The sequence below is a fragment of the Aliiruegeria sabulilitoris genome (assembly GCF_001558155.1).
GTDB classification, from domain to species: Bacteria; Pseudomonadota; Alphaproteobacteria; order Rhodobacterales; family Rhodobacteraceae; genus Tropicimonas; species Tropicimonas sabulilitoris.
Genome location: NZ_LOAS01000007.1, coordinates 168,940 through 188,326, shown reverse-complemented (window position 1 = coordinate 188,326; position 19,387 = coordinate 168,940). Strand labels below are relative to the sequence as shown.

The 19,387-nt window shown below is 62.1% G+C and carries 18 protein-coding genes and 1 tRNA gene; 7 read left to right on the top strand and 12 right to left on the bottom strand.

Going from position 1 to position 19,387, the window contains the following annotated elements; genetic code table 11:
- Positions 1-96: 96 nt before the first annotated feature.
- Complete coding sequence (gene tig, locus AX756_RS07010) at positions 97-1,434, bottom strand: trigger factor (protein WP_068309739.1); 1,338 nt, start codon at positions 1,432-1,434, stop codon at positions 97-99.
- A gap of 109 nt (positions 1,435-1,543) precedes the next feature.
- Positions 1,544-1,628, bottom strand: a tRNA-Leu gene (locus AX756_RS07005).
- An 82-nt stretch (positions 1,629-1,710) separates the two neighbouring features.
- Here AX756_RS07005 and AX756_RS07000 point away from each other — a divergent pair.
- On the top strand, positions 1,711-2,328 hold the full coding sequence (locus AX756_RS07000; RefSeq protein WP_082738983.1) for a Hint domain-containing protein: 618 nt from the start codon (positions 1,711-1,713) through the stop codon (positions 2,326-2,328).
- Positions 2,329-2,415: 87 nt separating this feature from the next.
- Complete coding sequence (locus tag AX756_RS06995; protein WP_068309737.1) at positions 2,416-3,717, top strand: HlyC/CorC family transporter; 1,302 nt, start codon at positions 2,416-2,418, stop codon at positions 3,715-3,717.
- Between the two features lie 311 nt (positions 3,718-4,028).
- Here AX756_RS06995 and AX756_RS06990 read toward each other — a convergent pair whose 3' ends face one another.
- A complete protein-coding gene (locus tag AX756_RS06990; protein ID WP_170307803.1) occupies positions 4,029-5,573 on the bottom strand; it encodes a helicase HerA-like domain-containing protein in 1,545 nt (514 codons plus the stop codon).
- A gap of 443 nt (positions 5,574-6,016) precedes the next feature.
- Here AX756_RS06990 and AX756_RS06985 point away from each other — a divergent pair, with 443 nt between their 5' ends.
- The gene (locus tag AX756_RS06985; protein WP_068309735.1) at positions 6,017-6,694 is read left to right on the top strand and encodes an invasion associated locus B family protein; all 678 of its coding nucleotides are present in this window, start codon (positions 6,017-6,019) and stop codon (positions 6,692-6,694) included.
- Positions 6,695-6,875: 181 nt separating this feature from the next.
- Here AX756_RS06985 and AX756_RS06980 read toward each other — a convergent pair whose 3' ends face one another.
- The 4 genes from AX756_RS06980 to AX756_RS06965 form a co-directional block, all read right to left on the bottom strand.
- A complete protein-coding gene (locus tag AX756_RS06980; protein ID WP_068309734.1) occupies positions 6,876-8,084 on the bottom strand; it encodes a beta-ketoacyl-[acyl-carrier-protein] synthase family protein in 1,209 nt (402 codons plus the stop codon).
- Entirely contained in the window at positions 8,081-8,350 is a 270-nt protein-coding gene (locus AX756_RS06975; protein WP_068309733.1) for an acyl carrier protein, read from the bottom strand. Before AX756_RS06975 ends, AX756_RS06980 begins: the two co-directional genes overlap by 4 nt.
- Before the next feature lie 34 nt (positions 8,351-8,384).
- Positions 8,385-9,476, bottom strand: coding sequence for a UDP-3-O-(3-hydroxymyristoyl)glucosamine N-acyltransferase (lpxD, locus tag AX756_RS06970; protein ID WP_068309732.1), 1,092 nt, complete (start codon positions 9,474-9,476; stop codon positions 8,385-8,387).
- 307 nt (positions 9,477-9,783) lie between these two features.
- On the bottom strand, positions 9,784-11,388 hold the full coding sequence (locus AX756_RS06965) for a L,D-transpeptidase family protein (protein ID WP_068309731.1): 1,605 nt from the start codon (positions 11,386-11,388) through the stop codon (positions 9,784-9,786).
- Positions 11,389-11,751: 363 nt separating this feature from the next.
- On the opposite strand from AX756_RS06965, the gene mepK reads away from it, so the two are divergent.
- Together mepK and AX756_RS06955 are read left to right on the top strand one after the other, a co-directional pair.
- Entirely contained in the window at positions 11,752-12,324 is a 573-nt protein-coding gene (gene mepK / locus AX756_RS06960) for a peptidoglycan L,D-endopeptidase MepK (RefSeq protein ID WP_068309730.1), read from the top strand.
- A gap of 268 nt (positions 12,325-12,592) precedes the next feature.
- A complete protein-coding gene (locus AX756_RS06955) occupies positions 12,593-12,979 on the top strand; it encodes an ester cyclase (protein WP_068309729.1) in 387 nt (128 codons plus the stop codon).
- A 271-nt stretch (positions 12,980-13,250) separates the two neighbouring features.
- On the opposite strand, the gene AX756_RS06950 is transcribed toward AX756_RS06955, so the two are convergent.
- The 4 genes from AX756_RS06950 to AX756_RS06935 form a co-directional block, all read right to left on the bottom strand.
- Positions 13,251-14,060, bottom strand: a complete 810-nt coding sequence (locus AX756_RS06950) for an HpcH/HpaI aldolase family protein (RefSeq protein WP_068309728.1) — start codon at positions 14,058-14,060, stop codon at positions 13,251-13,253.
- A gap of 5 nt (positions 14,061-14,065) precedes the next feature.
- Positions 14,066-15,571, bottom strand: coding sequence for a tripartite tricarboxylate transporter permease (locus tag AX756_RS06945; protein ID WP_068309727.1), 1,506 nt, complete (start codon positions 15,569-15,571; stop codon positions 14,066-14,068).
- A gap of 12 nt (positions 15,572-15,583) precedes the next feature.
- The gene (locus AX756_RS06940; RefSeq protein ID WP_068309726.1) at positions 15,584-16,054 is read right to left on the bottom strand and encodes a tripartite tricarboxylate transporter TctB family protein; all 471 of its coding nucleotides are present in this window, start codon (positions 16,052-16,054) and stop codon (positions 15,584-15,586) included.
- Between the two features lie 131 nt (positions 16,055-16,185).
- The gene (locus AX756_RS06935; protein WP_068309855.1) at positions 16,186-17,169 is read right to left on the bottom strand and encodes a tripartite tricarboxylate transporter substrate binding protein; all 984 of its coding nucleotides are present in this window, start codon (positions 17,167-17,169) and stop codon (positions 16,186-16,188) included.
- Between the two features lie 203 nt (positions 17,170-17,372).
- Between AX756_RS06935 and AX756_RS06930 the strand changes: the two genes are divergently transcribed.
- Both AX756_RS06930 and AX756_RS06925 read left to right on the top strand, forming a co-directional pair.
- Positions 17,373-18,395 carry a LacI family DNA-binding transcriptional regulator gene (locus AX756_RS06930; protein WP_068309725.1) on the top strand — a complete coding sequence of 341 codons (1,023 nt, stop codon included), beginning with the start codon at positions 17,373-17,375 and terminating at the stop codon, positions 18,393-18,395.
- 110 nt (positions 18,396-18,505) lie between these two features.
- A complete protein-coding gene (locus AX756_RS06925) occupies positions 18,506-18,838 on the top strand; it encodes a hypothetical protein (RefSeq protein WP_068309724.1) in 333 nt (110 codons plus the stop codon).
- 10 nt (positions 18,839-18,848) lie between these two features.
- Here AX756_RS06925 and AX756_RS06920 read toward each other — a convergent pair whose 3' ends face one another.
- Positions 18,849-19,313, bottom strand: a complete 465-nt coding sequence (locus AX756_RS06920) for an Lrp/AsnC family transcriptional regulator (protein ID WP_068309723.1) — start codon at positions 19,311-19,313, stop codon at positions 18,849-18,851.
- Between the last annotated feature and the right edge of the window lie 74 nt (positions 19,314-19,387).

The window sequence follows — 19,387 nt, the reverse complement described above, 5'->3', positions numbered from 1 at the left end:
CTTCTGCTCCCAAATATCCCCGCCGGAGGCAGCGCACTACAAACGAAAAGGCCGCCCCGAGAGGAGCGGCCTTTCCAAATTCCGGTCAGCGAAGGATCACTCCTCGTCGAGCGCCTCGACGGCTTCCTTCAGCTTGTCCTTGTCCACGGGAACTTCGGTGATCGTGGCCAGTTCGAAGACGTAATCGACGACCTTGTCCTCGAACAGGGGCGCGCGGAGTTGCTGCTGCACCTGCTGGTTCTGCTGCACGAATTCAAAGAACTCGCGCTCCTTGCCCGGGTACTGACGCGCCTGGTTGAGGATCGCCTGGGTCATCTCGGCGTCGGAAACCTGGATCTCGTTCTTCTGGCCCAGTTCGGCCAGCAGAAGGCCCAGCTTCACGCGGCGCACGGCCAGCTTGTTATGCTCCTCGGACGGCTCGATCGGATCGTGGTTGTGATCCTGCACATCGGGGTTTTCCTCGTGCCAGAGCTGGTGCGCAATCTGGCTGGCCTCGGCTTCCACCAGGGTCGGCGGCAGGTCGAAGGAAACCAGTTCGTCGAGCTTGTCCAGCAGCGCGCGCTTCATGACGGCACGGGCAGCACCGGCATATTCGGCCTCAAGACGTTCCTTGATCTGCTCCTTGAGCGCATCAAGGCTCTCGGAACCGAACTGCTTGGCCAGCTCGTCATCGAGCTCGGCCGCGGCCGGCGCCTTGATTTCCTTGATCGTGCAATCGAAGACGGCTTCCTTGCCGGCGAGATGCTCGGCCTGGTACTCCTCGGGGAAGGTGACGGTCACGGAGACCGGCTCTTCCTCGTTGACCTTCACACCGATCAGCTGCTCTTCGAAGCCGGGGATGAACTGGCCCGAGCCAAGCTCCAGCGGGAAGTCTTCCGCCGAGCCGCCCTCGAAGGGCTCGCCGTCGACCTTGCCGACGAAATCCATGACGACCTGGTCGCCTTCCTTGGCCTTGGAGCCCTTGCGGCGCGCCTTGAAGCTCTTGGCCTGCTCGGCCAGACCGTTCAGCGCCTCTTCGACAGAGGCCTCATCGGCGCTCACGACCATCTTCTCGATGGCGATTTCCTTGAGCTCGGGCTGCTCGATTTCAGGCAGCTTCTCGTAGCTCATGGAAACGACGACATCGTCGCCTTCCTGCCAGTTCTCGCCTTCCATCTTGATCTCGGGCTGCAGCGCCGGACGATCGCCGGTGGATTCGAGATGCTCGGTCATCGCGCCATCGACGCTTTCCTGCATGACCTCGCCCAGAAGGCGCGTGCCGAACTGCTTCTTGAGCAGCGCCATCGGCACCTTCCCCTTGCGGAAGCCCTTCATCTCGATCTCGGGCTGCGCCTCGGCCAGCTTTACATTGACCTTGGCGTCCAGTTCATCCGCCGTGATGGTGATCTGGTACCCGCGCTTCAGGCCTTCGTTCAGGGTCTCGGTGACCTGCATGGCTCTTCTCTTTCCTTCCTCACATTCGAAACATCCGCGCCGCAACAGATCCCGGAAAGGCCCCGGCACCCTCACTCCAGCATTGCGAACGTTCCTCTCGAAACGTCATTGGTGCGGATGAAGGGACTCGAACCCCCACGCCTCGCGGCGCCAGAACCTAAATCTGGTGCGTCTACCAGTTCCGCCACATCCGCTTTGATATCGAAAAGACTGCGGAGCGCATTTCACAGCGCCGCAGCCGCCCGATCCAAATTCGCGCCCTTCTAGCAAGGCTGAATGCCGGATGCGAGCGTAAAAACCACAGATTTGCAACGCTTCGTGCCTTCTGTGGAAAATTCTGTGGATATCTCTCGGCAGATCGCCCTGCACGGGCTAGCATCTGAGGATAAAGAAAAAACAGGCACGAGCAGCCACATGAACATCCCCTTTCTCGGCAGCGCCCTCCGGCGTCCGCCGCTGCAGCCATCGCCGCAGCAAGAGACCGGCCTGACCGGTTCGCTCTCTCTTTACACCGAAAACGGCCCGATTCCCGCAGTCCTGCTCACGCCCGGCGACAAGGTCATCCGGCGTGGCCGGGGCCCGGCAACTGTGCGCAGCGTGTGTTTCGACACCTTCACCGGCAAGATGATCCGCATCGCCCCCAATGCGCTCGGCCGCGCCCGGCCGGAGGATTTCGTGCTCCTGCCCCCCGATCAGAAGATCCTGCTGCGCCGCTTCGAAGGCTCGCTTCTGACGAGCGAGCTTCCCGACGGCCTGTTTGCCCTGCGCGAGCTCGTCGACCACGAGCGCATCTGCTGGCACCAGCCCAACGCACCTATCAAACTGGTCCGGCTCGCGTTCGAACAACACGAGATTGTGCATGCTGGCGGTCTGGAACTGATGATCGAAGGCTGATCCGCGCCCGCATCAATGTGAACGGCCAATCTTGCGGCGGCGCGCATCCATCCCCATAACAGAGCAAAGAAAAACAAAGAGCTCTTGATGGAAAGCGTTGCCAACCCCGACACCACATTCTGGATCACCGCCGCCGGGATTTTCTGCCTGCTGGTGCTGTCCGGATTCTTCTCCGGCTCCGAAACGGCGCTGACAGCCGCCTCGCGCGGCAAGCTGCGATCGATGGCGGACAGGGGCTCGGGCGGCGCCTCCACCGCGCTCGACCTCAAGGAGGATAACGAGCGCCTGATCGGCGGCATCCTGCTGGGCAACAACCTCGTCAACATCCTGGCCACCTCGCTTGCCACGGCGCTCTTCACCAGTCTCTTCGGCGATAGCGGCGTCGCGCTGGCCACGCTGGTGATGACGCTGCTGGTGCTGATCTTTTCGGAGGTTCTTCCCAAGACCTATTCGATCAACGACCCCGAAAAGGCCGCCGCCCGCTCGGCCCCGATCATCGGGCCGTTCATCACCGTCCTGTCGCCGATTGTTGCCATCATCCGGGCGATCGTCCGTTTCGTGTTGTGGCTGTTCGGCATGAAGATCGATCCAGACTCGATGCTGTCCGTGCGCGAGGAGATCGTCGGCGCGCTGCAGATCGGTCACTCCGAGGGGATCGTGGAAAAGGAGGACCGAGACCGGCTGCTCGGCGCCCTCGATCTCGGCGACCGGATGGTGGACGAGATCATGCTCCACCGTTCCCAGATCGAAATGATCGACTCGGCCGATGCGCCGGAGGCCATCGTTACCCAGGTCCTTGCCTCGGCCTATACCCGCCTGCCCGTCTTTCGCGAGGAGCCCGAGAACATCATCGGCGTGGTCCATGCCAAGGATGTGCTGCGCGAGATGGACCGGCTGCTGCGACAGGCGAAGTCGGTCGAGGGCGGACTGGCCGAATTCCAGGTGCTCGACATCGCCAAGGAGCCCTATTTCGTCCCCGAGACCACCACGCTCGACGACCAGATGCGCGAATTCCTGCGCCGCCACACGCATTTTGCCCTGGTGGTGGACGAGTACGGCGCGCTCGAAGGGCTGATCACGCTGGAAGACATCCTCGAGGAAATCGTGGGCGAGATCACCGACGAGTTCGACGAGGAAGAGGCCCAAAGCGTCCTGCCCGACGAGGCGGGCAATTATCTCATCGATGGTGCGACAACAATCCGCGACCTCAACCGCGCGACCGACTGGACCCTGCCCGACGACGAAGCCAACACCATTGCCGGCCTTGTCATCCACGAGGCGCAGACCATCCCGGAACAGGGACAGGTCTTCTCCTTCCACGGCTTCCGCTTCGAAGTGGTCACACGGGAACAGAACCGCCTGACCCAGCTCAAGATCCGCCCGCTCTGACGAACGCTGCACCGGGTGATTCTGCAAAGGGTCAAGGATGGCCGCGCCCGCGGACACCGCCGCAGGCGGCGCGCAGCGTCCTTGACGCTTTGGAAAATCAACCAACACAATTGAAAGGGATGCTTGAGGACGCGGAATGCGCCCTCAAGCGCCTCTCAGCTGTTTCCCTTCCGCCCACCGCAAGCACGAGTGGCACGGTTTCCGAGCAATGCTGCGAACACCGACCGCGCGCGCCGCAGGCGCGCGCGCCCCCCAACCGGCAGCAAGCATCTTGATGCGCAGCCGCCGGGCGGGAGCGCCCCCGATCGGCCTTATCGTCCTTTGAACAACCCACCAAGAATGCCACGAACCACCGCCTTGCCCGATTGGGTGCCGAGCTGGCGGGCGAAGCTCTTGGCGAAGGCCTCGCCAACGGAATCCGAGCGCGAGGACCGCCGTGCCGGCTTCGCGGTCGAGCGTCCAACACGGGCCCCGGAATAGCGCCGCGCCGAGCGGTATTCTCGTTCCGCCATCGGAGCGTCCTCCTCGTCTTCCTCGATCTGCTCCGCCGCCGCCGCCGCCTTGGCGGCCCGTTCCGCGAGCATTTCTCGCGCGCTCTCCCTGTCCAGAAGCGTGTCGTATTTCCCCACGACCGGCGAGTTGGCCATCACCTCCGCGCGCAAAGTGTCATCGAGCGGTCCGAGCTGCGAGGACGGCGGACGGATCAGCGTGCGCTCGGCCATGCCCGGCGCCCCCTTCCGGACCAGGAAAGAGGTCACCGCCTCGCCCGTCCCGACCTCGCGGATCGCGTCCTCGATCGAGAAACGCGGGTTGTCGCGATAGGTCTCCGCGGCCAGTTTCAGCGCCCGCCGGTCCTTGGCGGTGAAGGCGCGCAGCGCGTGTTGCACCCGGTTGCCGAGTTGGCCCAGAATGTCGTCGGGCACATCGGCGGGGTTCTGCGTCACGAAATAGACGCCCACCCCCTTGGAGCGGATCAGGCGCGCCACCTGCTCGACCTTGTCCACCAGCGCCTTGGGCGCGTCCTCGAAGAGCAGATGCGCCTCGTCGAAGAAGAAGACCAGCTTCGGTTTCTCCGGATCGCCCACCTCCGGCAAGGTCTCAAACAACTCGCTGAGCAGCCACAAAAGGAAGGTCGCATAGACGCGCGGCGCCGCCATCAGCTTGTCGGAGGCCAGGATATTCACCCGCCCGCGCCCGGCCTCGTCGGTCAGGAACAGATCCTCCAACGCCAGTGCCGGCTCCCCGAAAAGCCGATCCCCGCCCTCGTTCTCCAGCATCAGCAACCGCCGTTGGATTGCCCCCACCGAAGCCGTGGACACATTGCCATAACGCAGCGAGAGGGCCGTGCGGTTCTCCCCGACCCAGACCAGCAGCGCCTGCAAGTCGCTGAGGTCCAGAAGCGGCAAACCTTGCTCGTCTGCCACCCGGAAGGCGATATTCAGGATCCCCTCCTGCACCTCCGACAGCTCCAGCAGCCGCGAAAGCAGGAGCGGCCCCATCTCCTCCACCGTCGTGCGCACCGGATGCCCATGCTCGCCGAACAGATCCCAGAAAGTGACCGGAAAGGCATCATATTGCAGATCCAGCCCGATTGTCGCCGCCCGCTCCATGAAAGGCGCATGAAGCGCCCCCTCGGCGGAACCGGACGCGGCCATGCCGCTCAAATCGCCCTTCACATCGGACAGGAACACCGGAACGCCGGCGGCGGAAAAGCTCTCGGCAAGGATCTGCAAGGTCACCGTCTTGCCTGTCCCGGTCGCGCCGGCGATCAGGCCGTGACGGTTTGCATAGCGCAACAACAATTCCTGCGGGCTGGCATATCCCTCGCCACCACCCCCGACGAAAACTCCACTCATCACCTACCTCCTGCCTCGATCTGCGCGCCAAGATACACCTTTGTCCCGCCTTCGCCAGCGCCCGCAAAGACCTGCGGGTACGGGTTGACGTGCCGGGAGGGGCGCCGAAACCGGTTTCCGCAGAGGTTTTTATATTTCGATCATAATCTTGGCAGATATTAATTTGACTGTTGACGGATGTTTCCGATGCCAATAGCGTCTGCTTCGTCAAGTCGGCCCGTCCGACAGGGAGAACTAAATCGGTGAAAAATCACCGCGGGGAAACACCCGCAGAAAGGGTCCATCCGGGCCCTTTTTGTTTGGTCGCCGAATGACCTGTCCCAGCTCCCCCCGGAGATCCGCATCAAAGCGATCCCACCGCGCCTTTGACCGCTGACAGGCCCGCGCACCCGTGATACATCCAGCAATCAGGATAACTCGAGCAAAGAAGCGATACAGCGAAAATGACCTTTCTTTCGTCTTCCCGCCTGACATGCGTGGCCCTGGCCGCCACTCTCGGCGCCCTGCCCGCCATCGCCCAGGACACGGCTTCGGACCAACCGGCCACCGAAGCGGAAGCCTCCCAACCGACCGATGCCGCGGATGCGCCGGCCACCGCTGAAACGGAGCAGCCCGCCGATCAGGCCCTCGGACAGCCCTATGTCGCGGAAGTGGCCGGGGACTGGCAAATCGAGTGCCTGCGCACCACGCTGGAAGCAGATCCCTGCCGCATGGTCCAGATCCTTCTCGACCAGGGCAACCCTGCGGTACGCGTCGAGGTCGTGACACTGCCCGCCGAAAGCCCGGCGCCGGCCGTTGCCACCTTCTACGCACCGCTGGAAACCCTGCTGTCCGAACAGTTGACCCTGTCGATCGACGGCGGACGCAAGAGCCAGCACCAGTTCAACTATTGCTCGCCGCAATTCTGCGTGGCCCAGGTGCCCTTCGCCCCCGACGCCGTGACGGCCTTCAAGCGTGGTGCCAAGGCCGAGGCAATCATCGTTCCGTTGCGCGCCCCCGACCAGCAGGTCAACCTGACGATGTCTCTCAGCGGATTTACCGCCGGCTACGACAAACTCGCCGAGATGAACAAGGCCAGCGAGGCAGCCGTTCGCAAAGCCCAAAGCGAGGGCGGCAACTGAGCCGACCCGCTCAAATCCAGACCACCTTTGCAGAGCGCCGTCCGATTTGGGCGGCGTTTTCTTTGTGGCGAACTGGTCGATTTCAAATATGGGCGAGCGCAGCGGTCTGAAAACACGTCGTCGCAAATCCCGAAAACAAGGGTTATCGCCCCGCGCTCATCCGCTGATCAGCCGCTGGCCTTCAGACCCGGCGCAGGGCCAGAACGGCGTTCAAGCCACCAAAGGCGAAGGCATTGGACAGGACGACATCGACCCTGGCCTCGCGCGCGACATTCGGAACGACATCCAGCGCACATTCCGGGTCGGGCTCCTCGTAACCGATCGTGGGCGCGACGATCCCGTCCTTCAGCGCCATGGTGCAGGCCAGAAGTTCCACTGCGCCGGTGCCGCCAATCAGGTGACCGTGCATCGATTTCGTCGATGAGATCATCAGGTCGTTGGCGTGATGGCCGAGCGCATCGGCGACGGCTGCGCATTCGGTCTTGTCATTGGCCGCCGTTCCGGTGCCATGGGCGTTGATATAGCCCACCTCTTCGGGGCGGATCCGGGCATCCTTCATGGCCAGCGTCATCGTCCGCGCGGCGTTCTGCTTCGACGGCATGACGATATCGGCCGCGTCCGATGTCATCGCGAAGCCGATCACCTCGGCAATGATCTCGGCCCCGCGGGCCTTGGCGTGTTCGTATTCCTCGAAGACGAAGATCGCCGCGCCCTCGCCCTGCACCATGCCGTTGCGGTTGGCTGAAAACGGGCGGCAGGCATCCTTGGACATCACCCGCAGCCCTTCCCACGCCTTCACCCCGCCGAAACAGAGCATCGCCTCCGAACCGCCGGTAATCATCACCTCGGCCATGCCGGAACGGATGAAATAGAAAGCCTGGCCCATCGCGTGATTGGAACTGGCGCAGGCTGTGGCGACAGTAAAGGTCGGCCCCTTGAGGTTGAATTCCATCGAGACATGAGAGGCGGCCGCGTTGTTCATCAACTTGGGCACGACGAACGGGTGCACGCGGTTCTTCCCGTCCTCGTAGACGGTACGGTAATTGTCGTCGAGCGTGTTCATGCCGCCGCCGGAATTGCCGAGCACGACACCGGAGCGCGCGGCCAGATCGCCCTCGAAGCTCAAGCCGGATTGGGCAATGGCTTCACGGGCGGAGAGCAGCGTGAACTGTGTGAACCGATCATAAAGGGCGATCTGCTGGCGGTTGAACTCGCTGTCCGGGTCATATCCCTTGACCTGCCCACCGATCTGGATGGCAAGCCGGTCGACATCGCGGATTTCCAACGGACCGATGCCGCATTTTCCCTCGCGCATCGCCTCCAAGGTCTCGGGCACGTTCGTTCCCAGAGCGTTGATCGTGCCCTGCCCCGTTATGACAACGCGTTTCACGAGCCGGATTGCTCCGCGACCAGCCCCTCGACGGCGGTGATGATGGCCGCGACCGACGAGATGTCGAATTCGCTCTGTTCGGGCTCATTGGCGTTGAAGGGCACCGAGATGTCGAACGCCTCCTCGATGGCGAAGATGCTCTCGACCAGGCCAAGACTGTCGATGCCGAGATCCTCCAGCGTGGAGTCCAGTTTAACGTCGCCCGGTTCCAGAACCGCCTGCTCCGCGATGATCGCGATCACCTGATCCTTGACGCTCTCGGCCATCTTCTGGTTCCCCTGCTCTTGCCGTGCGGGACATTTAGTCCCTGCCGTTCCCCTTGGAAAGAACCTTTCGCAAATCCGCGACGTCGCGCATCAGTTTTGGCAGGCGCCGCAGGGCCTTGTAGCTTTCGACCTGGCTCGAAATCTTGGTCGCCGGATAGCCCATCATAACCCGGCCCGAGGGCACGTTGGACAGCACCTTGGTGGCGGCCGAAATCACCACGTCCGAGCCGATGGTGATATTGTCCACGGCACCGGATTGCCCCGCCATGACCACCCGATCCCCGACAATCGAGGAACCGGCAACACCAGAGTGGCCGCAGAACAGGCAGTTCTCGCCCGCAACCACGTTATGGGCAATCATGACCAGGTTATCGATCTTGGTTCCGTTGCCGATCCGTGTCGCACGGATGGTTCCGGCATCGATGGTCGAATTGGCGCCGACCTCGACATCATCGCCGATCTCGACACCGCCGAGCGAGTGGATCTTGACCCATTGGTGACCCGTATTCTCCACCTCGTCGCTCATCGCGCCGCGCGCTTGCTCCATGCCGGAGGCCTGCGGGGTGACAAAGGAGAAGCCGTCTCCGCCAATGGCCGCGCCGGACTGGCAGGTAAATCGGTCCCCGATGCGCACGTTGCGCCCGATCCGCGCCCCGGCATGGATCAGCGCGTCCTCGCCAATCCGGCAATCGGCCCCGATAGACACATGCGCACCAATCCGGGCGCCGACGCCGATGACGACATCGCGCCCGATAACCACGAACGGACCGATTGCGGCCCCGTCGCCGATCTCGGCGCTCGGGTCGATGATCGCCGTTTCATGAATGCCCGGCGCGATTTCCGGACCAATATCGAGCAATTCCGTCAGCCCGGAGAGCGCGTAGCGGGGGCGCGACACCAACACCGCCGCTTCCAGCCCCATTGCCTCCCAATCCGCCCCGTCCCAGAGGATCGCCGCGCGCGCCTCCCCCTCCTTGATGCCCTCCGCGTAGGCCGGCGCCATCGCGATAGCCAGCGCATCCCGTCCCGCACTCGCCGGTTCGGAAACGCGGGAAATGGTCAGGGACGCATCCCCGACGGCTTTGGCGCCCAATGTATCGGCAATGTTCTGAATGGAATGTTGCATGGATCTCGTCCCGCCTTTCGCTCTGGGCTGCAGATGTAGAGCAAAGCGAGGAAAAACCGCAACCGCAGTTTGGCAGGTGCATCTATTTGCTTGAAGGCGAACCGGAATGTCCGAGGAAGATCGGGATCCTCCAGCGGACATCAATGTTGCGCGAGTTCAGGCGCCGGAATACTCCTGCGGATCTTGCCTCCAACGGAGGTATTTGGAGAAAGACGAACACGAGAGGCGCTCAAGTTCTCTTTCTTCAGATAGCTTGGGGGGAGCGCTTTCAAGAGCGGAGGCTCCCCCGTCCACAGCGGCAAACCTCTCAGCTACCGGCGAGTTCCAGCGAGACCCCGGCCTTTTGCATTTCCGCCCAGATCCTGGCATCGCGACCATAGATATCTTCGCGGTAGTTCATCCGCCCCTTCGGCGTGGCAAAGGCGGTGCGGTATTGAATGTGCACCGGCACGGTGACGTCGAGATTGACGCGCGACTCGGCCCCTGTGCGCAAGCGAGCATTGAACAATCCCTCGGGGTCGTCGCTCTGAAGCGCAAGCAGCGCATAGGCGAAATCCTTCGGATCTGCGACGCGCACGCAGCCGTGGCTGAACGCACGGCGGTCCCGCGCAAACAGGCTCTTTGAAGGCGTGTCATGCAGGTAGATATTGTACTGGTTCGGGAACATGAACTTCACCTGGCCGAGCGCGTTGCGCTGCGACGGCGGCTGTTTCAGCGCGAAGGGGAAGGTCGAGGCCGAGTACTTGGAGAAATTCACCGCCGACCGGCTCACGGTGCGCCCGCGCGAGTCCACCAGCTTAAGATGCGAGACCGCGTTCGGGTTCCGCTTCAACTGCGGCAGGTATTCCTTGGTGGCAATCGAGCGCGGCACGTTCCAGGTCGGGTTGATGACCATGTATTCCATGACGTCGGAAAACTCCGGCGTCCGCTGCCCGTCCGTGTTCTTGCCCACGACGACACGCGTGGCAAAGCTGACCTTGCCGTCATCGATGATACGGGCGGTAAACTCCGGGATATTCACCAGGATATGCCGCTTGCCCTTGGGAATATTGGTCCAGCGCTCCCGTTCCATGGCGACCAGAACGGACGCCAGCCGTTCCTTTGCCGGAACATTCAGCGCCTTGATCGTCCCCTCGCCCGCAACCCCATCGGGCGTCAGCCCGTGCGCCAGCTGGAATTGCTGAACCGCCATCTGCATGTTGCCGTCATAATGCTGCGAGGCGCTTCGGCCGAGATAGCCCATGGCAATGAGCCGGTTGCGCAGCGCCACGACCGCATCGCCGGATTGGCCCGGCTTGAGCGCCGATCCGGGCACTTCCGCGCCCCAGCCGCCTTTTTCCAACGTATGTTGCAGGCGCATCTTCTCAGCCAGAAGTGCGGTATATTGCGGCGTCTTCGGCGGCAGAGATTTCAGATAGCCCGCGGGCGAAGCCGTGGTGAAAGCCTTGAGCTGTTCAACCTGGTCGCGGCGCGGCAGATCGCGCACGATGGAGCTGTCGATCTTGCGCGGGGTCATGGCGCCGGACTGGATGTCCTGGGCGTATTGCACGAACATCTTTGCCGCCAGAACCTCGGCCTTGCCGAGCGCACGCGGCGACTTGGCGGCACGAAAAGCCGCTTTTAGGTCTTCGGGGTCATAGCGGCCTGCCGGCAGGCCGTGCATGTCGGCGGTCTGCAGCGCGCGCAGCAGCGCGGCGCGGCGCGGTCCGTCCTCGGCCCCGGTAAAGATCGGCGCGTAGTTCCGCGTCCGGTAGAAGGCCCCGACGGCCTCGTTGCCATAGGAAGCCTCGGCCACGGATTGCCGGAAGGCGGTATCCTGAGCATGCAACGGCACGGCCGAGATGGACAGCAGGGCCCCCAGCAATGCCGGGGCAATGGCCGCAAGGCGGTAATGTCTCGTCAGGATCGACATGGGAAGTCCTTTGAAAATTTCCTGTTTGCAAGGTTTCCCAAGCTTCCACGAGCCTGCGGGCCAAGTCCACGAACAACTGTCATAGGACCGATCCTTGCCCAAATGCTGTTGCCGGGACACACCGCAGATGTGGCTTTCCTGCACTTTGCTGGCGCAGGTACCGGGAAAGAAACCAAAAATTCACGCTTGTTAGCGCTTTCTCAGCAGGTTTCTGCCTATTTTCGGCCACACAGCGCTGCGGTGCAAAATGCGCACTTGGAAGGAGAATCGGTTTGTGGCATCAATCTGGCACGCCTGGGGATGAGGTGTGAAAAATCCGCGAAACAGCGGAAACGGAAAGAGAAACGGGACAGGCAAGGACCGATGACAGAAAAGTCAGCCCTTAAGGGCATTACTCGACGTGGCGTATTGTCCGCGTTCGCGGCGACTGCCGTTGTGGCAGCGCCAACATTCTCGAATGCAGCTGGTTTCCTTCGGGGCGCGGGAGATATCCGCCGCCTGAAGATGTATAACGGGCGCACCGGCGAGACGATGGACACCATCTATTGGATCGAGGGAAGCTACATCAAGGATGCGCTGAAAGAGATCAATGCTTTCATGCGCGACTGGCGTCGCAACGAGGTCAAGACCATCGACACGCGGACGATCGACATCATGGCCGCCGCGCATAACCTGACCGACAGTTCGGAGCCCTACATGCTCCTGTCGGGCTACCGCTCGCCCGCCACCAATGCGATGCTCCGCTCGCGTTCGCGCGGCGTTGCCAAGAATTCCCTCCACCTGAAGGGTCAGGCAGCCGATCTTCGCCTTGGGAACCGCTCGATCTATCAGGTCGCCAAAGCTGCGAAATCCTGTGGTGGCGGCGGCGTCGGCACCTATCGCGGCTCCAACTTCGTGCACATGGACTGCGGCGTCGTCCGCAGCTGGAACGGCTAAGGCGACCTTCCTGTCCCTGACCGGACAGGACCGTTCACACCCTGCAAGGCCACGACCGCATTAAGCGGCGTGGTCTTTGGCGTTTTCTTTTTGTGGTTGAGGGCGCTAGGCCGAAACGGCACCCTTGCTTTACGGGGTGCATGCCTTACCGACTGAGGGGACAATCGCTGTGGGTACAGCAAAGCCCGACACGCCAACTCGATTATCGAAAATGCGGGCGGGAACACTTTCAATTCCGTCTGCAAGACCAGGGGGCCAAGGAGGCTTCATGACATCTGAAGAAATCAAAGGCGCCTACCGGGCATATATAGAGTGCTTGAACAAACAAGACTGGGATAACCTCCACCGCTATGTTGCCGATCAAGTCGAGTACAACGGAAGAACTATCGGACTAAAGGGTTATCGGGCTATGCTCGTCGAGGATTTCCTTGCGATTCCAGACCTTTATTTCAATTTCACCCATCTCGCCAGTGATCCGCCAATGATCGCCAGTCGCCTCGCCTTCGACTGCACGCCCATCGGTCAGTTCTTCGGCTATCCCGTCAACGGCAAACGGGTTCGGTTCGATGAGAACGTGTTCTACGAATTCCGAGATGGAAAAATCCAGAGCGTTTGGTCTGTCATCGACAAGGCTGCTGTCGCCGCCCAAATCTGAACCTCATGGGCTGATATGGGCTCGTCAGCGCCCTTCGCCGTATCGTCCACCAACAACCGGTTCGAGGTTGGATGGCACGCGTTGTCAGAGCAGGACCAGCATAGTGACGGACTTGGCTCGACGTCGGTTCAGCGCAGGTCGCGTTGGCTGTTTGACCCATCTGTTGACTTGCAACGCTTCAAACCACCAGCCAGCAACGGTCGACTTCAGGTCAAAAAAACAAGGGCCATGCCACGCGGTACAGCCCTAGCTCTGTCGACAGGACTTCCTGTCAGTAGGTTTTCGTCTCGCCCGCTTCCGCAATCTTGTCGCCGAGGGCCTCGGCCATTTTGGCATTCGCCTTGCGGAAGGTTTCCATGATGAGCAAGATATCCACCTCGCCCACGATCAGGTTATGGCCACGCTCCTTCAACTCGGCATGGTTGTAGGCCGGACGGGAAACCGTGCCCATGAGCTTGTCCGTCTCCAGGATCCGGCGTTCCGTCTCGGCGGCCAACGCCTCGGCCTCGGGCTTGTCGAGTTGCTCCAGAAGGCCAACCGTGCCCGCAAGGTCGTTGGGACCGAGGAACAGCATGTCGATCCCATCGACCGCCGCGATATCGGCGATATTTGGGATCGCGTCCTTGTGCTCGATCTGGGCGATCACGAAGGTTTCCTCGTTATGGGTCGCGAGGTAGCCGGTATTGGTGCCGTATTGCGTCGCCCGCCCCACGGGTGCCGCATAGCCACGGGTGCCGTTCGGCGGGTACCTGCAAGCATCGGCGGCCGCCTTCGCCTGTTCGCCATTGCAGATCATGGGGATCATGATCGACTTCGCACCGATCTCCTGCAGGCGCTTGAGATAGACCTGGTCGTTCCAGGGCGCGCGCACGATGGCGTGGCCACCGGCGGCCTCGACCGCGCGGATGATGTGCATCGTGGTTTCCAGCCCCGCGGGGCCATGCTCGTTGTCGATCACAACGCAATCCCAGCCCGCCCAGACCGCGGCTTCCGCAATGGACGGAATCCCCAGGTCAAGCCAGATCGCGCGCACGCAACGACCAGCTGCGATCTGATCGCGGAGCCAATTCCTGCCTTTCATGTCACTTACCCTTCTGTTTGCGGCCTCGACCGTGAGATTTCACGGATGCTCCGAAGGACAAGCAGTCCCCAGAGGCCAAGCGTGATGATGCCGAGGACCATCGAATATTGTCTGTCGAAGAAAGCGGTCAGATCGCCCTGCGCCTTGATCATGGAGACCATGAAATTGTCCTCGATGATCTTGCCGAGCACGATGCCGAGGATGGCGGGGGCGAGCGGGATGCCGACCTTTTCCATGTAGTAACCCATCAGGCCGAGCGCGAGCACGATCCAGATCGCCGTGACGGTGCCGGCAATGGCAAAGGCGCCCACCATGGAGAAGAGCAGGATCACCGGCGCCATGACCGCGCGCGGTACCTTCAGGATGAAGGTGGAGGCGAGGATGGCGAGAATTCCCACCGGAATCATCATGATGTTGGCCACTAGGAAAGAGCCGAACAGCGCCGAGGTCAGTTCCGGCTGGTCCACAAAGATCCGCGGGCCGGGTGTCAGTCCCTTCAGCAACAGCACGCCGATGGCAATGGCGGTGACGGAGTCGCCGGGGATGCCGAAGACGAGCGCCGGTGTCCAGGCGCCGCCAATGGCAGCGTTGTTGGCAGAGCCGCCGGCGGCCACGCCTTCGAGCGATCCCTTGCCGAATTTCTCCGGGTTCTTCGAGAAGCGGCGGGTCAGCGCATAGCAGATCCAGGCGGCAATATCGGCCCCTGCCCCGGGCAGCGCACCCACGAGCGTGCCGAGCACGGAGGAACTTCCGACCGTCTTGGGATATTTGAACACCACGGCGAGCGCGGCCTTCAGGGCCGCGCCGACCTTTTCAGTGGCGTGGATGATCGTTTCGGCCGGTTTGTCGAGGATCTGGACGTTCCGCAGCACTTCGGAGAAGGCAAAGATACCGATCATCGCGGGGATGAAGGAGATGCCGTCCAGAAGGTCGAAGGTGCCGAAGGTGTAGCGCGGATGGCCGACCGCCACGTCGATACCGACGCAGGCAATGGCCAGCCCGATGCAGAGCGAGGCAAAGCTCTTGGGTACCGTCCCGCCGCCGACGAAGATGGCGCAGGTCAGACCGAGGCAGGCCAGCCAGAAGGTCTCGAAGCTGGAAAAGCTGATCGCGATGCGGGCGAGTTGCGGTGCCACGAGCATCAGGATGATCACCCCGATCACGCCACCGATGGCAGCGGTGATGAGCGAGACAAAGAGCGATGTGCGCGCCTTTCCCGACTGTGAGAGCGCATGCGCGTCATCCACATAGGCAGCAGAGGCCGGCGTGCCGGGAATGCGCAGCAGCGTGCCCGAGATGTCACCGGCAAAGATCGCGGTCGTGGTCGTGGCCACGATGGCCGAAATCGCCGGGATCGGGTCGAGAAAGAAGGTGAATGGCACCAGCAGCGCCACCGCCATGGTGGCTGTCAGCCCCGGCACCGCACCAACGAAACAGCCGTAGAAGGTGGCCGCGGCGATGATGATCAGGTTGCTCGGGGCAAGTACCGTCAGAAGGACGTCTGTGAGCATGAAACGGCCTCCTTACCAGGCAATCGGTTCCAGCAGTCCCCAAGGCAGGGGCACATGCAGGAAGGAATAGAAGATGAAGTGGACGAGGAAGGTCACGAACACCGCCAGCAGCAGCGCCTTCCACCAGATGATGCGGAACAGAAGCAGCAAGACCAGCAGAACGGGGAACGCCACCACGTGGAAGCCCAGTGGGTCGAGGCCGAGCGCGAAGAAGACCACGCTGGCGATGATGGCGAGCGCGTTGATCAGCGGCCAGTTCGATTTCGGACCCGTTTCGGCCGGGGCCTCTTCGACCGCCGGCTGCATGAGCCCGGTTACCAGGATCAACACCCCGCACAGGACGAGGCCAAGCCCGGCGATGGTGGGGAACAGGCCCGGTCCGTAGGTCATTCCGCCCATGGTCGGGAAGGATTGCGCCTCCCAGGCAAACCATGCGCCGGCGCCGATCAGTACGGCGCCTGTGATTATGTCTTTGTTTATCATGGGTCTGGTCTCGTCTTATTGGCGAGAAAAGGTCCGGGGCAGCGAGAGGGATTAGAGGGAGTTGCCGCCCCGGACAGGGAGATTGGCGTTACAGGGACACGCCAGTCGTGTTCTTGTTTTTGGTCCTGTTCTTACTTGGCCAGACCGATCGCCTTGATCGTTTCACCCAGCGAGGCATCGGAAGTCTTGACGAATTCGTTCAGCTCGTCGGTGCCCATCAGAACGACATCAGCGCCACGGGAGGCCTTGAACTCGGCCCATTCGGGGGTCGCCATCACCTTCAGAGCGGCCTTTTCGTAGGAACAGGCGATCTCTTTATCCAGGCCTTCGGGGCCGGAGACAGTGATGAAAGCGGCGAGCGTGAAACCGGAGTCGAGTTGCTCGGCGGTGGTCGGGATATCCGGCAGGGCAGCCATACGCTCGGAATGCATGTAGCCGAGACCCTTCAGTTCACCCTGTTCGATCAACGTCTTGGCTTCGGATTGGGCGACGGTCACAACGTCCACACCACCGGCCATCAGCTCCTTCATCGCGGGCGCGGCGCCCTTCGACGGGATCCAGCGGATCGCTTCGGGGTCCATGCCTTCGGCATTGAGAAGACCGGCCAGCGCGAGGTGCCAGATGCCACCCTGCGAGGTACCCGAACCGGTCAGCTTGCCGGGCTCGGCCTTGGCGGCGTCGAGAACTTCCTGCACCGAGTTGAAGGGCGAGTCCTTGCCGACGGTGAAGCCGGCGGGCACGATATCGACCAGCGCGATCGGGGTGACGTTTTCATAGGTCAGATCCGTCAGGCCAACCCAGTGCATGGTATTGATCTCGACCGTCACGGCACCAACCGTGTAGCCGTCGGGCTTGGCACGCGCGATGGCGGAGTGGCCGGTCACGCCATTGCCGCCGGTGCGGTTGACGACGTTGAAGGGCTGGCCGAATTCCTGGCTCAGAAGGCTGGCGAGCATGCGCGAGTTGGCATCGGTGCCGCCGCCGGCGCCCCATGGCACGACATAGGTCACGGCGCGTTCGGGTTTCCAGTCACACTCGGCAGCGGCCTGAGTCGCGACGAGCGCCGTAAGGCCGATAGCAGATGCGCCCAGAAGGCGGTTGAGGGCTTTGGTCATGGAATCCTCCCAAGATTCACGTTTCATCACGTCCCCGACCCCGCCGATTTCCGTCGCATTTGGCGAGTCTGTCCAGATGAAAACCGGAGCCCGGGCAGATTTGGGGTAGCATCGCTGAAACGTTTGAGCAAGAATGAAGTCAAACGATTGAGCGCATGCGACAATGCACACCGTTCCGGGCGGCGGGTCGCAAAGGAGCCGGGATGCAAAAGCGGATAACGTTGAAGACCGTCGCAGAAGCTGCCGGTGTCTCTGTCTCTGCCGTCTCGATGGCTCTGCGCGATCATCCCCGCATCTCCGAGACCAAACGCGTGGAGATCAAGGCGCTCGCCCGGGAGCTTGGCTATATCTATAACCGGCAGGCCGCGAGCCTGCGGCAGGGCACGAGCGACAATATCTCGATCTGCGTCAACGACCTGCACAATCCGGTCTTCCTTGAATTCCTGACCGCCATCGAGCGGGAGCTGCGCCAGTCCGACAAGCTTGTGCTGCTGTGCAATGCCCGCGAGGAATGCGAGATCCAGGACAGTTTCATCCGCCGGATGCTCGAACAGGGGTCCTCCGGTCTGCTGCTGTCGCCGGTAGAGGGCACCTGCCCGGAAACGTTGCGTACGATCGTTCAGAACAACTTTCCGACCGTCTTCTTCACGCGCAGGCTGGAGGATGAAGGTTTCGATCATGTTGTCAGCGACGATGCGCTCGGGGTCGGGCTGGCCGTGGACGAACTGGTGCGGCTGGGCCATCGGAACATCGCCTGGATCGGCGGCGGGCAGCACACCTCTACAGCGGCCGCCCGTTTTGAAGGTTTCGCGGCAGCGCTGCAAAAACACGGGCTGGCATTGACGGAAGCCATGGTCGAGAAAGTCCCGGAAACGGGGCTGGAGGTCGGGCGCGCAGCAATGGACAGAATTTTGCGGCATGCCCCCGAAGTGACCGCTGTGGCCTGTTTCAGTGACCTTCTCGCGCTTGGGGCGGCGTCGACCTGTCGCGAGGCGGGGCGCAGCGTCGGCCAGGACATCTCGATCATCGGCCATGACGACCTTGAGCAATCGGTCTATTTCGATCCCGGGCTGAGCTCGGTGCGCGTGGCCAAGGAACAGATCGGGCGTGACGCGGCGCGGCTGCTTTTGAACCGGATTGCGTGCCCCGAGGCGCCGCCCGTCCACGAGACCGTGGCGCCTTCCCTGATCCTGCGTGGAACGACCGGCCCCTGCCCGGTACGTTAAGGTGCGTTAACCACAATCCCCAAAAATCAATGCTAACGAAATGTTAACGCGCTAGGCTTACGGCACGGCGTGCCCTGCCCCGCGCGCCTGATCGAGCAAGGAGGCGTTTCATGCGGTGCGCGGCCCTTCTGTCCATTTTCCTGTTCGGCGCCTGTGCGTCGCCCGATGCGGAAGTTACCCGCGGCGGGCCCGGACCGAGCTACACTTGCATCCTGCCCAAGCTCAACAGCGCCGGCTTGCGGCAGAGCACGCAGGCCACGCCGGAGGGTTGGCGGATGAATGTCCAGATCCTCGCCGGCCCGCCAAGCGGCTGGTACGACAAGGGGCATATCGAATATGCCGCCGGCCGGCTTGCCTATATCCCCAACAGCGCCACGCTCGGCATCGCCGAGAAACGCACGATCAAAGCGATCCATCCCGTGCTGAAGACATGTGGCGGATGACGCGGCGGACTCAGAATTGCCCCTCCTTCACGGCTTCCATCGCCACATAGGTCGATGTGCTGGCAACATGCGGCAGCGTCGAGAGCCGCTCGGCCATGACCTGCCGGTAACTCTCGATATCGGCGGTGCGCACCTTGAGCAGGTAGTCGAAATTGCCCGCGATCATGTGACATTGCTCGACCTCCGGGACATTGCGCACCGCGCGGTTGAACTCCGACAGCGCCTTTTCGTTGGTTGACGAGAGCCGCACCTCGACAAAGGCCACATGCGCCCGTCCCAACCGGATCGGATCCAGCAGCGCGTGGTAGCCCAGAACGAAGCCTTCCGCCTCCAACCGCTTCAACCGCGCCTGCGTGGGCGATTTCGACAGCCCGATCCGGCGGGCAAGGTCCGTCACCGCGATACGGCCATTGGTGGAGATCACGTCTAGAATGGCGTGATCAAAGGAATCAAGCGGGGTGGCATTGCGTGGCATTGCAGGCGATATTCCTGACAAGTAGTCAAAATTCAGTTCAATCGTCTCATATTTTGCAGAACACGGCCATACCG

Coding starts and splice junctions, on each gene's coding strand:
- AX756_RS06945 (WP_068309727.1), bottom strand. CDS start 15,571: ATGCTCACAGACGTCCTTCTGACGGTACTTGCCCCGAGCAACCTGATC.
- AX756_RS06950 (WP_068309728.1), bottom strand. CDS start 14,060: ATGAAAGGCAGGAATTGGCTCCGCGATCAGATCGCAGCTGGTCGTTGC.
- AX756_RS06920 (WP_068309723.1), bottom strand. CDS start 19,313: ATGCCACGCAATGCCACCCCGCTTGATTCCTTTGATCACGCCATTCTA.
- AX756_RS06940 (WP_068309726.1), bottom strand. CDS start 16,054: ATGATAAACAAAGACATAATCACAGGCGCCGTACTGATCGGCGCCGGC.
- AX756_RS06975 (WP_068309733.1), bottom strand. CDS start 8,350: ATGGCCGAGAGCGTCAAGGATCAGGTGATCGCGATCATCGCGGAGCAG.
- AX756_RS06990 (WP_170307803.1), bottom strand. CDS start 5,573: ATGAGTGGAGTTTTCGTCGGGGGTGGTGGCGAGGGATATGCCAGCCCG.
- AX756_RS06925 (WP_068309724.1), top strand. CDS start 18,506: ATGCGGTGCGCGGCCCTTCTGTCCATTTTCCTGTTCGGCGCCTGTGCG.
- tig (WP_068309739.1), bottom strand. CDS start 1,434: ATGCAGGTCACCGAGACCCTGAACGAAGGCCTGAAGCGCGGGTACCAG.
- mepK (WP_068309730.1), top strand. CDS start 11,752: ATGACAGAAAAGTCAGCCCTTAAGGGCATTACTCGACGTGGCGTATTG.
- lpxD (WP_068309732.1), bottom strand. CDS start 9,476: ATGCAACATTCCATTCAGAACATTGCCGATACATTGGGCGCCAAAGCC.
- AX756_RS06965 (WP_068309731.1), bottom strand. CDS start 11,388: ATGTCGATCCTGACGAGACATTACCGCCTTGCGGCCATTGCCCCGGCA.
- AX756_RS06935 (WP_068309855.1), bottom strand. CDS start 17,169: ATGACCAAAGCCCTCAACCGCCTTCTGGGCGCATCTGCTATCGGCCTT.
- AX756_RS06955 (WP_068309729.1), top strand. CDS start 12,593: ATGACATCTGAAGAAATCAAAGGCGCCTACCGGGCATATATAGAGTGC.
- AX756_RS06930 (WP_068309725.1), top strand. CDS start 17,373: ATGCAAAAGCGGATAACGTTGAAGACCGTCGCAGAAGCTGCCGGTGTC.
- AX756_RS06995 (WP_068309737.1), top strand. CDS start 2,416: ATGGAAAGCGTTGCCAACCCCGACACCACATTCTGGATCACCGCCGCC.
- AX756_RS06985 (WP_068309735.1), top strand. CDS start 6,017: ATGACCTTTCTTTCGTCTTCCCGCCTGACATGCGTGGCCCTGGCCGCC.
- AX756_RS07000 (WP_082738983.1), top strand. CDS start 1,711: ATGCCGGATGCGAGCGTAAAAACCACAGATTTGCAACGCTTCGTGCCT.